This is a genomic window from Amycolatopsis sp. NPDC104863, assembly GCF_055582965.1.
The window spans coordinates 1436132-1448549 of record NZ_JBVJOW010000001.1 but is presented as its reverse complement, the minus strand read 5'-3'; the positions used below and the strand labels follow the sequence as shown (position 1 = coordinate 1448549).

General features: G+C 72.3%; 7 protein-coding genes. All 7 read right to left on the bottom strand.

Annotated features, from left to right (window positions below; genetic code table 11):
* Nucleotide 1: 1 nt before the first annotated feature.
* Nucleotides 2-433, bottom strand: a complete 432-nt coding sequence (locus ACZ63J_RS06350) for an SRPBCC family protein (RefSeq protein ID WP_465398341.1) — start codon at nucleotides 431-433, stop codon at nucleotides 2-4.
* Nucleotides 430-768: an ArsR/SmtB family transcription factor gene (locus tag ACZ63J_RS06345; RefSeq protein WP_465398340.1), complete on the bottom strand. Its 339-nt coding sequence runs from the start codon at nucleotides 766-768 to the stop codon at nucleotides 430-432. The genes ACZ63J_RS06350 and ACZ63J_RS06345 overlap by 4 nt, the downstream gene beginning before the upstream one ends.
* A gap of 39 nt (nucleotides 769-807) precedes the next feature.
* On the bottom strand, nucleotides 808-1851 hold the full coding sequence (locus tag ACZ63J_RS06340) for a hypothetical protein (protein WP_465398339.1): 1044 nt from the start codon (nucleotides 1849-1851) through the stop codon (nucleotides 808-810).
* 393 nt (nucleotides 1852-2244) lie between these two features.
* On the bottom strand, nucleotides 2245-3411 hold the full coding sequence (locus ACZ63J_RS06335) for an MFS transporter (RefSeq protein ID WP_465398338.1): 1167 nt from the start codon (nucleotides 3409-3411) through the stop codon (nucleotides 2245-2247).
* Nucleotides 3412-3422: 11 nt separating this feature from the next.
* The gene (locus ACZ63J_RS06330; RefSeq protein WP_465398337.1) at nucleotides 3423-4262 is read right to left on the bottom strand and encodes an alpha/beta fold hydrolase; all 840 of its coding nucleotides are present in this window, start codon (nucleotides 4260-4262) and stop codon (nucleotides 3423-3425) included.
* A gap of 17 nt (nucleotides 4263-4279) precedes the next feature.
* Nucleotides 4280-10336 carry an amino acid adenylation domain-containing protein gene (locus tag ACZ63J_RS06325; RefSeq protein ID WP_465398336.1) on the bottom strand — a complete coding sequence of 2019 codons (6057 nt, stop codon included), beginning with the start codon at nucleotides 10334-10336 and terminating at the stop codon, nucleotides 4280-4282.
* Between the two features lie 59 nt (nucleotides 10337-10395).
* Entirely contained in the window at nucleotides 10396-12147 is a 1752-nt protein-coding gene (locus ACZ63J_RS06320) for a non-ribosomal peptide synthetase (protein WP_465398335.1), read from the bottom strand.
* Nucleotides 12148-12418: the final 271 nt, after the last annotated feature.

Here is a 12418-nt window from a genome sequence, read left to right as displayed (position 1 = left end):
GTCATTTCAGCGCTTCGCCCAGCCGGTCGAGCCAGTCACCGGTGCCCTGCTCACGCCACTCCGGCTTCTCCGCGCCATCAAGGAAGGTGTCCTGCTCGGTCAGGGTCAGCCGGGTGCCGTCGCCTTCGTCGGCTAGCTCGACGGTGGTCGTCGACAGCGTGGCCAGCTTGCCGCCGCCGCTGAGCGTGGATGCGTAGACGATCCGCCGTCCGGGCACGATGTCGTGGTAGGTCGAGACGAGGGCCAGGACGCCGCCGTCCGGGGTGAGCCCGTTGATGGTCTCCTCGCCGCCGACGCGGAAGTCCAGCTCGTGCGTCCCCTCGGAGACGAACCAGGCCTCCTTCGCCGCCGGGTCCGCCCAGGCGGCGAACACGCGCTCCGGGGCCACCGGGTAGGTCCGTTCGAGGGTGAAGGTGGTGTGGATGACGCTCATGTCGTGCTCCCTTCCTCAGGCGGCTCGGCCAGGAGGTCGCCGAGCCGGTCGAGCTTGCTTTCCCACGTGGTGCGCTGCCGCCCCAGCCAGTGCTCGCCGGCGCGCAGGAGGTCCGGTTCGATCCGGCAGGTGCGAACGCGGCCGGTCTTCTCCGACCGCACGATCCCGGCGGCTTCCAGCACCTGGAGGTGCTGAACGACGGCGGCGAGCGACATGGTCAGCGGCTCGGCCAGCTCACTGACCGACGCCGGACCGCGCACGAGACGTTCCACCAGCGCCCGCCGGGTGCGGTCACCCAGGGCGCGGAACACCAGGTCCAGGTCATGGTCAAGCATGTACTTAAGTTATGCCGAGTCGTTTCGATAGTCAAGTAACTACTTAACCATCGCGGTGACGGCGTCGGGGAGGTCCGGCGTTTCCTTGAGCACGGTGAGGACCCTGGTCAGGGTGTGTTCGGCGGTGTCCGCGCGGGTGAGGGCGGCGCGGAGCTCGGCGCCCAGGTTCGTGGTGGTCTCGTGCATGGACCGGACCGTCTGCTCGTGGGTCGCCTGCAGCTCGGCCAGCCGCTGGTCGAACCCGGCGCGGAGGCGCTCGGTGTCCTCCCGTGCTCGTTCCTGTGCCGCTTGGTGGGCAGCCGCTGCCTTGGTCAGCTCTTCGCGGGCCGCGTCGAGCCGTCCGGCCGCCGTTTCGGCGCGGGCTTCGGCGGTCTCGGCCCTAGTGGCGGCGGCTTGACCGCGACGGCGTTCCTCGTCGAGGGCGGCGCGGGTGGCGGCGAGCTCCGCGGTCAACGTGGCGATCGTCGAGGCTCGTTCGCCCGCGAGGGTCGCGGTCGCCTCGGCGCGTTCGGTAACCCGTGCCAGCTCGTCGCGGATCGCGGCCAGCTGCCCTTCGGCGCGCTGACGCTCGTGGAGCGCCTCTCGCTGAGCGCCGCGGGCCGCGTCTCGCTCCCGGATGGCGGCGGACTTCTCTTTCTCGGCGGTGGCTGCGGTCGTGGAGGCTTCTTCGGCGGTCTCCCGGGCTTGCGTGGCTTCGGCTTCGGCGAGACCTCGCTGACGGCGGTGGTCGTCGGCTTCGGCGAGCGCCGCGTCCCGTTCGGTGAGTGCGGTGGCGGTGGTCGCTTCGAGCTGGTGGCGCAGCGTTGTGAGCGTCTCGACGAGTCCTTGTGCCGGTTCGAGCACCCGGTCTACGTGGCCGGCCAGGGCGGTGACGGCGGTGTCGTCGAGTTGGGTGTCGTTCTCTCGTAGCGACTCGGCGTCCGACAGGACGGCTTCGGCGTCGCGGCAGGTGAGGTTCCGGCGGCCCCAGGTCTTCCCGTCCTGGCAGAACCGCGCCCGGCTCCCCCGGCCTACTGCGGGTGGCAGCGGTGCTCCGCAGCGGCGGTACTCGCAGATTCGGGCCTGACCAGCATCTTCCGTCATGACCGAGACTCTATCAAGGCTTCTAATCAGAACTAGAAGCATCTAGTTCTGATTAGAAGGTATGTTAGGAGGACTCTGGGTTTGGATAAGGTCACATATCCGAACTCAGAACACCGGATGGCTTCCTCAGGCGGATTCAGGGGGTGCAAAAACTAGGAGCCCCCGCCGGGCAAGCCCGGAGGCCCGCAGCGAGGACTGGGTCCGCGCCCGACCCGGGAGACGGCCGCGTGGGGGCGGCGCGAGGCCGGAACAGCGGACGGGGGCGAGATCGCGGCACTCCGCAACAGCGAAACTCGGTCCATGCAACGCGGGCGCGCGACAGCCGGGGTCAGGCGACGGGCGAGGCCACGGGACTCCGCCACAGCCGAAGCGCGGCCACGCCGACAGCCGAACTCAGCCGACGGGGCGCGGCCGCCGAAGAGCGGGCACAACCGCCGCCACCACGAGAAGCCCCGCCGCCCACGCCAGATGCCCGGCGCCGATCAGCGGCAACAGCACCCCACCCACCGCACCACCCAAACTGATACCCAGATAGATCGCCGAAGAATTCAACCCCAGCAACACCGGCGCCGACGCCGGGGCCGATGTCACCAGCTTGTGCTGCTGCGGCACCGTGGCCGCCGAGGCGACCGCGCCCCACACCGCCACCCACACCAACGTCGCCGCCAGATCGGCCACGACCAGCGGCCCGATCGCCAGCACCACGATCGCCCCCAGCAGGGTCACCACCACGACCCGCTCCGGCTGATACCGGTCCGACAGCCGTCCGGACACCAACGTGCCCGCGAAACACCCCGCGCCGAACACCAGAAGCACCAGCGTCAGCCGGCCGATCGACCCCTCGGTTGCGCCCGTCACCACGGCCGCGAGGTAGGTGTACACCGTGTACGTGCCGCTGAACAACAACACCGTCGTGACCAGCACGAGCACCGTCCACCCGTTGCGCAGCGGGGCGAGCCGCTGGCGCAGGCCCACCGACGGGAGGCGCACCGGGGGCAGCTGCAGCGCCACCCCGGCCGCCGCCACGAGGCCGAGCCCCGCCACCGCGAACAACGTCACCCGCCAGTCGACGCCGCCGATGAGCGTGCCTAGCGGGAGGCCGATCGTCGTCGCCGCACTGAGGCCGCCCAGCACCACCGACATCACCCAGCCGCGGCGCCCCTCCGGGCTCAGGGCCACCGCCGTGCCCGACGCCGTCGACGTGATCGTGCCCGCGCCGATCGCGGTCAGCACCCGGCAGACCATCATCCATGCGTAGTCGCCGGCGAGCGCGGTCGCCACGTTGCCCACCACGAACAGGCCGAGCGCGACCAGCAGGGCGGCTCGCCGGTCGAGGCCGCTCAGCGCCGCGCCCAGCACAGCCGCCGACACCGCGAACGTCAGCGCGAAGAACGTGACGAGCTGGCCCGCCGCCGAGATCGAAACACCGACGTCGTGCGCGATCGCGGGCAGGAGCCCGGCGATGACGAAGTTGTCCGTGCCCACCGCGAACGTCGCGAGGGTGAGCGGCAGCAGCCACCACGAGGACCGCGTCTGCCGGTCCGGGACCGCCTCCGTCATCGCCGGGTCGCTCACCTGGCGGCCGCCACAAACCCGGTCAGCAGGTTCGCCAGCTTGTCCGCCTGCTCGAAGTGGACCGCGTGCCCGGTGTCGAAGTACTCGACGGTCACCGTCCGCACGCCGGTCAGGAACTCCACCACGCGGTCATTGTCCACGAGCCGGTCGTGCCGGCCGATCACGGCCAGCACCGGGACGTCGCCGATGCCCGGGTAGGACTTCTCGGCCAGCTCCGCCAGCTCGCCCCACACCGCGACGGTCGCCTCGGTGACGGTGGTCAGCCGCAGGTCGTCGGCCTGGATGTACTCGTGCCAGTTCTCCAGCAGCGTGAAGTCCCGCGGCTGCAACGGAACCCGGATATAGGCGCGGTCGCGGGGCGGCTCGAGGCCGAGCTCTCGCGGCGCCGCTTCGGCCGCGTTCACCGACAAGGACAGCACGTCGCTGTAGCGCTCGTTGAAGAAGAACCCGGGCGAGATCATCAGCATGCTGGTCACGAGCCCCTCCCCCGCGACCCGCGCGGCGACCGCGGTCGCCACCTGGGCGCCGAAGCACCAGCCTGCCAGGTGGATCCGGGTGAACCGGCCGGCCAGAGACCGCAGGAACTCCACGGTGTCTTCGACGGCCTGGTCGCGGTCGGGCAGGTGGCCGCGGCCGTCGTTGAGCCCGGAGCCGCGGCGGTCGGTCGCGACGAACGTGACGGGGGCACCCTCGAGCGCCTCGGCCAGCGGGGCCTGCCAGCCCGAGTGGCTCATACCGCCGTGGAGCATGACGATGACGTCGTCACCGCGCTCGGCGCCCCACTGCCGGTAGTGCGTCACGTACCCGTCGGCCTGGTCGAACGTGCCGATCTGCATGGCTGTTCCTTTCTGGGTCAGCGAATCTCGCCGAGCAGGGCGGTGATGCCCCGGGACGCGGCCGGGACACCGGCCGCCAGTGCGGTCAGGACTTCGTCGTAGAGCTCGGCCACGAGGGCCAGGCGAGCCGGCGGGAACACGCGCCCGTCGGCGTTGAGGGTCAGCACGAGGTGCTCGCCGTCGAGGTCGTGCCCGGCGTTGACCAGCAGCGGCACGTCGACGTGCTCGAACCACCGGCCGCCGGTCACCACGCCCTGGTAGGCGGTGAACCGCGTGTAGTTGAACAGCGCCGGGAACAGCCGCTCCCGGCCGGTCGCCGCGCGGATCGCGGCCTGCGGGAAGCGCCGGTGCGGCAGGGCCCGCCGTTCGGCGTCGAAGGCGCCGCGGGCGAGCTCGGCCCACGGGCGGCCGGCCACTTCCTGCCGCAGCGGGAGGAAGTTGAGGAACATCCCGAGGATCTCCTCGGCCCGGTCGGTTTCCGGGCGGCCGTGGGTGAACACGCCGGTCACGACGTCGTCCTGCCCGGTGAGCAGCCCGAGGGCCCGCAGGTGGGCCGCGAGCAGGACGTGCTTGAGCGAGACGTGGCACCGCGCGGCCGCCGCGGTCAGCGCCTGGTGCCGCGCTTCGCCGATGACCAGCTTCTCCTCGCTCCACCGCACCGTCTCCGCCTGCGGAGCCGGTGCCGGGAACGTCGCCTCCGGCGCGCCGGCCAGCAGGCCGGTCCAGAAGTCACGGCTTTCCGGTGACGCCGCCGCCGTCAGCTCGGCGCGGACGTGCTCGCGGAAGCGCACCGGCGGCCGACTCGTCGCGGTCATCGGCTCCCCGGCCAGCTCCGCTCGGTACGCGGTGACGAGCTCGCGGACGAACAGCGACAGGCTCCAGCCGTCGAGGATCGCGTGGTGGAACCCGAGGACCAGCAGGAACTCCGCCTCCCCGGCCGGCTGCGCGGCGAACCGGATCAGCCCCGGCTCCGCCCACGCGAACCCGCGGGCCCGTTCGGCTTCGAACCAGGCGTCGGCGTCCTTGACCACGTCCAGACGCGGCTCGACCGAGTCGTGCACCACCTGCAGCGCCGGAGCGTGGTCCAGCCGGAAGGACGTCCGGAACACCTCGTGCGTGTTGAGCGTCCGCCGCAGCGCCGCGCGCAGCGGCTCTTCCCGCAACCGCAGCGGCACCCGGTAGGTGAAGACGTCGTGGAACGCCGCCTGGGCCAGGTCCCGGTCGGTCGCCCGGATCATGTCCAGCTGCAGCGCGGTCGCCGGGTACGCGTCGGCGACGCCCGGTTCCCCGGCGACGCCGCCGGCCAGCTCGAACGGCCGCAGCTCCGGTTCGTCCGCCACGGCGGACGTCTCCGTGCCCAGCCGGGCCGCCAGTGCGCCGGCAGTCCGCGCGTCGAAGACGTCGGCCATGCTGACCGACCGGTCGATCTTGCGGAGCCGGGCCACCACGCGGATCGCGGAGATCGAGTCCAGACCGAGGTCCAGGTAGTCCTCGTCACCCGCGAGGCCGCTGGCCCCGACCGCCTCGGCGAGCACGGCGGCGACCCGGCGCTCCAGGTCGGTGCCCGCGCCGTCCTCGGCCGGCCGGTCGTCTCCGGCGGCGAGCTCGGCCAGCGCCGAGAGGTACCCGTCCAGGTAGCGCTCGACGACCTCGGCCGGCACGCGGGCGGTGTCGTGGTTGACGAACACGCGCAGCCGGCCCGCGAAGTGGTCGCGGTGCACGTGCACGACCACCGGGAAGCTGGTCTGCTCGAAGTAGTCCGCCCCGGTGATCCGCACCCCGGCCGCCGCGGCGTCGTGGACGTGGAAGTCGGTGTAGTTGAAGACGGTGTCGAACAGGTCGGTGCCGCCGGCGAGCCGCTGGATCTCCGCCAGCGGGAACCGCCGGAACGGCAGGGAAGCCTGCTCGGCGGCCAGCACCCGGCGGGTCAGCGCCGCCCGGCTTTCGGCCCGCAGCCGGAGCGGGAGCGGCAGGCTGTTGAGGAACAGCCCGGCCTGCTCGGCGCCGCCGGTGGTCTCCGGCCGCCCGGCCGAGACCAGCCCGGTCACCACCGCGTTCCGCCCGGTCAGCCGGGCCAGCACGGTCAGGTGGGTGGCCAGGTGGGCGCTCTTGACCGGCACGCCGAGGCCGGCGGCGAAGGTGTCGACGGCCCGCTCCAGCTCGACGGGCACGATCCGGCCGGTCGTCGCGGTTCCGGCCACGCCGCCGGTGTCGTCCACAGTGGACAGCAGGGTCGGCGTCACCCCGGCCGCGAGGCCGGCCCAGTGCGCCTGGTGCGCGGGATCGGCGACCGCCTTGCGTTCCAGGTCGACGTAAGTGGCGTACGAACCCGGCTCGGGCGGGAGCACGGTCCCGGTGCCCGCCGCGAGCTGCGCGCACCGGCCGCGGATCTCGTCGACGACCAGTGCCACGCTCCAGCCGTCGAGCACGGCGTGGTGGAACGAGAGCCCGAGCGTGGCGGCCGTGGCCGAGCGGACGTGGACGGCGAACCGCACCAGCGGCCCGGTGACGAGGTCGAACGGCCGCTGCCGTTCCCGCGCCGCCCACTGGGCGACGGCGGTGTCCTGCTCCGCGACGGGCCGGCCGGACAGGTCGGTGACCTCGGCCGGGACCGTTCCCGCGCGCACCAGCTGCAGCGGCTCGCCGAAGGTGGCGAGATCGATGCCGGAGCGCAGCTGCGGGTGCCGGTCCACGACCTCCGCGACGGCCTGGCGCAGCAGCTCGGGCCGCACGTCGCCGCTCAGCTCGTAGGTGAAGACGTCGTGGTAGACGGGCGAGTCCTCGTGCCGCATCGTGTGGTAGATCATCCCGGCCTGCAGCGTGGTCAACGGCCATGCGTCGACGACGTCGGCGGGCAGGGCCGCCCGGTCGGCCGGGCCGACGAGCGAGAACGGCGCCGTGTTCTCCGCCGGGGCCACCCCGGCGGGTTCGAGCACCTTCGCCAGCTGCCGGATCGTGGGATGGGCGAACAGGTCGTGCACCTGCACGGGGTAGCCGCGCTCCCGCAGCAGCGCGGTCACCCGGATGCTGAGGATCGAGTCGCCGCCGTGGCGGAAGAAGTTCGCCTCGACCCCGATCGTGTCCGAGCCGAGGACTTCGGCCCAGACGGCGGCCAGCTCGCGCTCGCGAACGGTCGCGGGTGGCTCGGCGGGCTCTTCGACGGGCGCGGTGAGCACGCGCGGGTCCGGGAGGGCCTTGCGGTCGAGCTTGCCGTTCGCCGTCGTGGGCAGCGCCGGCAGCACCACGACCGCCTGCGGGACCATGAACTCCGGCAGCCGCCCGGCCAGGACCTCCTTGGCCGCGGCGGCGTCGAAGGGGTCGTCGGCCACGACGTACCCGACCAGGGCCCGGCTCGCGCCGAACTCCCGCAGCACGACCGTGGCGTCCCGGACCCCCGGCAGCTCCAGCAGCGCCGCCGCGATCTCCTCGGGCTCGATCCGCACGCCGCGCAGCTTGATCTGGTTGTCGATCCGGCCGAGGTACTGCAGCTGCCCGTCGGGCAGGAACCGCGCGAGGTCGCCGGTGCGGTACATCCGGGCGCCGGGCGTGGTGCCGTACGGGTCCGGGACGAACTTCTCCGCGGTGAGCTCGTCACGGTTGTGGTAGCCCGCGGCGACGCCGACCCCGCCGATGCACAGCTCGCCCGGCACCCCGATCGGGGCGAGCCCGCCGCTGCGGTCGAGGACGTAGAGCCGCACGTTCGCGATCGGACGGCCGATCGGCACGACCGAGCCCGGGTAGTCCGTGGTGCACGGCCAGTACGACACGTCGATGGCGGCTTCGGTCGGGCCGTAGAGGTTGTGCAGCCCGCAGGACAGCAGGTGCTCGAACTTCTCGACGGCCGCGAACGGCAGGGCCTCCCCGCTGCAGATCACTCGGCGCAGCGAGCCGCAGTGCGCGGCCAGCCCCTCCTCTTCGAGGAAGACGTTGAGGATGGAGGGGATGAAGTGGACGGTGGTGACCCCGCACTCGGCGATGAGCCGCTTCAGGTAGTCGGTGTCCTTGTGGCCGCCCGGCTTCGCGACGACGATCCGGGCGCCGAACATCAGCGGCCAGAAGAACTCCCACACCGAGACGTCGAAGCTGAACGGCGTCTTCTGCAGGACCCGGTCCTCGCCGGTCAGCCCGTACTCCTCCTGCATCCAGTAGAGCCGGTTGAACAGCGACACGTGCCGGTTGACCACGCCCTTGGGGCGGCCGGTCGACCCGGACGTGTAGATCATGTAGACCGGCGAGTCGCCGGTGAGGTGCCGTTCGACGGGAGAATCGTTCTCCGGCAGCTCTTCGTCGGCGGAGACGACCAGCACCTGCGCCGCGCCGCCGGCCAGCCGCGCGTGGTGGTGCTCCTGGGTGAGCACGAGCGACGGGGCCGAGTCCTCGATCATGAAGGCGACCCGGTCGGCCGGGTACTCCGGATCGATCGGCACGTACGCGCAGCCGGCCTTCACGATCGCCACCAGAGCGGCGACCATCTCGAGGGACCGGTCCAGGTAGACACCGACGAACGGGGCCTCGGCGCCGGCCCGGCGGTCGAGGATGCGGCGGGCGAGCCGGTTGGTGAAGCGGTCGAGCTCGCGGTAGGTGAGCGTGCGTCCGGCGTAGTCCACCGCGATCGCGTCGGGGGTCGTGCGCGCCTGCGCCTCGAACGCGTCGACGACCGTCGTCCACGGGTAGTCGCGCTCGGTGGCGTTCCAGTCGTCGAGGATCTGCGTGCGTTCCTCGTCGGGCAGGAAGGGGATGTCGGAGACGGCGGTGTCGAGGTGGTCCGGCAGCGCGGTCAGCAGCCGGACGTAGTGGCGCAGCAGGCGCTCGACGGTCGACGCGGTGAAGAGCCCGGTGTCGTACTCGGCTTCGAGCTCGAACCCGTCCTCGGTCTCGGCGACGTAGAGCAGGATTTCGAACTTCGCCGCGGCCCGGCGGATCTCGTGGCGCCGGACGGTGAGACCGTCGCCGAGCGCCGGCTCCGGACGCCGCCCCAGCACGGTGAGCATGGTCTGGAACACCGGGTTGTGGCTGGGGTCGCGCCGGACGTCGAGGTTCTCCAGCACCCGGGGGTAGGGCACGTGGCCGTGGTCGAGCACCGCGCCCGCGGTTTCGCCGGTGTGGGCGAGCAGCTCGCGGAAGGTCATGCCCTCGTCGACGCGGACCGGCAGCGCGGCGGTGTTGACGAAGCAGCCCACGACGTCGAGGTCGGCTTCGCTGGGCCGGTTGAGCACCGTCGTGCCGACGGTGACCTCGTCCTGGCCGCTGTAGCGGTGCAGCAGCAGCGCGTACGCCGCCAGGAGGACGGTGAAGTCCGTGCTGCGGCACGCCGCGCGGCACCGCTCGAGTGCCGGGGCGAGCTCCGCGCGCGGCACTCGCAGGGTCGTCCCGGAGCCGGCGAAGGTCTGCGTCGCCGGGCGCGGGAAGTCCAGCGGCAGGCGCAGCAGCTCCGGCCCGTCGCGCAGGGCCTTGCGCCAGTGCTCGATCGCTTCGCCGTACGCGCCGGCCTCGCCTGCCTCCTGTTCGCGGCGCACGTGCTCGGCGAACCGGGTCTTCAGCGGCGGCAGCGTGGCCGGTTTTCCGGTCGTGGCCAGGGACCGGTAGTGGCGGCCCAGCTCGTCGACGACGACGGTGTTGCTCCAGCCGTCGGTGGCGAGGTGGTGCAGGGTCAGCCCGAGCAGGGCCTCCGCCCCGGGCAGCAGCACGCAGACCGCGCGGACCAGCGGGCCGGTGGCCAGGTCGAACGGGCGGCGGTAGTCCGCCGCGAGCAGCTCGTCGCCCCGGGTGCGGGCCGCCTCGGCCGGCTCGTCGCGCAGGTCGACGACCGAGAGCACGTCCGGGGCCGTGGGGTGCACGGTCGCGTGCAGTCCCGAGGACGTGCTGGAGAACGACGTGCGCAGGGTCTCGTGCCGCGCGACGACCTCGGCGAGCGCCGTGCGCAGCAGGGCCGGGTCGAGGTCGCCGGTGATCCGGAACGCCAGCGGCTCGTGGTACACCGGCGCCCCGGCCCGGCGGGCCACCGAATCGACCAGCCACAGGCTCTCCTGGGTGGCCGAAACGGCGTGCGTGGACAGGTCGGATTCGTTCGTCATGAACGGAGTTCCTCCGGAATGTGGGCGCGGGAATCGCGCCGGAATGCGGAAGGTGCGGTTCAGGCGGGTTGCGTTTCCAGCACGCTGACGCGTTCGGCGAACTGCGCCATCGATTCGGCGCGCAACACGTCGCCGGGGTGAACCGGAAGTGACAGGCGTTCGCGCACGCGGTGGGCGATGCGGACCGCCAGAATCGAATTGCCGCCCAGCTCCACGAAATTGTCCGAAGGGGACACCGCGGGCACGCCGAGCATTTCCTCGACGATCGCGCGCACCGGGGTGAAGGCCTCGTCGGCCCAGTCGCCGCTCTCTTCGCGCGCCGCTGGGGTGGCCAGCAGCGCGGCCATCGCGGCCCGGTCGGCCTTGCCGGTGGGCCCGACCGGGAGGGTGTCGAGCACGAGCCACCGGCTCGGGACCATGTACCCCGGGAGGCGGTCGTGCAGCAGCTCCGCCAGCCGGATCGGCAGCGCGTCCGGCTCCGGCGCCGAGCGCGGGGGCAGCACGAAGGCCACGAGCTGCTCGGTCGAGCCATCGCCGGTCTTCTCGACGAAGCCGGCGTCGACCAGGCCGGTGGCGGTGATCGCCCGTTCGATCTCCTCGAGCTCGATGCGGAACCCGCGCAGCTTCACCTGCCGGTCACGCCGGCCGAGCATCTCCAGCGCGCCGGACGGCAGGCGTCGCACCAGGTCGCCGGTGCGGTAGATCCGGGTGCCGCTGACCGGCTCGACGGTGAACCGCTCGGCGGTCAGCTCGGGCCGGTGCAGGTAGCCGGTGGCGATGCGGGGGCCGCCGAGGCACAGCTCGCCGACCGTGCCCGGCGCGACCGCCTGCAGCACGTCGTCCAGCACGAACAGCTCGGTGTCCTGCAGCGCGTGGCCGATCGGGACGCGCTCGACGTCGCGCACGCTGTCCTCGGTGCACTCGAAGTAGGTGGCGAACGAGGTGCCTTCGGTGGGCCCGTAGCCGTTCACCAGCCGCTGCGGCGGGCCGGCCGCGAGGGTCCGCCGGACCGCGGCCAGGTCGAGCTGTTCCCCGCCGACGACCAGGTCGCGCAGGGTGGCGAACGCGTCCGGCCGGTCCCAGGCGACCGTGTGGAACAGCGAAGTCGTCAGGAACATCGTGGTGATGTCTTCGCCGGGGAGCAGGTCCAGCCAGGCCGCCATGCCCAGCCCGGTGAGGTCCGGGAAGGGGACCACGGTGGCGCCCGCCGCGAGCGCGCCCCAGAGCTCGGAGGTGGTGACGTCGAAGGCCGGGTTGCACGTGTTGGCGACGCGGTCGCCGGGGCCGACCGGGCAGTAGTTCGGCGCCGCGACGAGCCGCACGACGGCCCGGTGCGGGATGACCACACCCTTGGGACGGCCGGTCGAGCCCGAGGTGAACGTCACGTAGACCGGGTCGTCTCCGCCGGCGTGCACGTCCGGGACAGGTGTTTCCGGTGCGTGGCGCGGGATCCTGACCACCTGGGCCGCACCGGCGGGAACCCGGCTGCCGCCCGCTCCGCAGACGACGGCGCGGGCGCCGGACTCGGCGAGGATGCCGGTGACGCGGTCCGCCGGCGCCTGCGCGTCCAGCGGCAGGTAGGCGGCGCCGGCACGGATCACGCCCAGCAGCGCGACGACGAGGTCCGCGGACCGCGGCGAATCTACGGCGACCAGGTCACCCCGCGCGATCCCGGCCGCGGCGAGCTCGGCGGCGAGCCAGCCGGAGCGTTCCCACAGCTGCGCGTACGTCAGCCGTTCGCCGCCGCGGGGCTCGGCCACCGCGAGCGCGCCCGGCCGGATCCGGACGTGCGCGGCGACCAGATCGGCCACCCCGCGGTCGTCGGTTTCGATTTCCCCGATTGTTTCCCTGTTGTCCGCCGCGGCGTAAACGCTTTTCTGGCGCGCGAAATCACGGCTGCGTGAATGTGACAACGATTCCCCCATGGAATACATGCCGAAGTGACTTGATCTCCCCTGTCAAGCTTCCCCACCTTATGAGGCCTTCTCGTTGCCGAGACACCGCCGGTCGGGTGAACGGATTTTCGCTTGCCGCCACCCCGTTCGTGTGCGTTGATCGTGCGGCGATACGGTGGGGTGATCG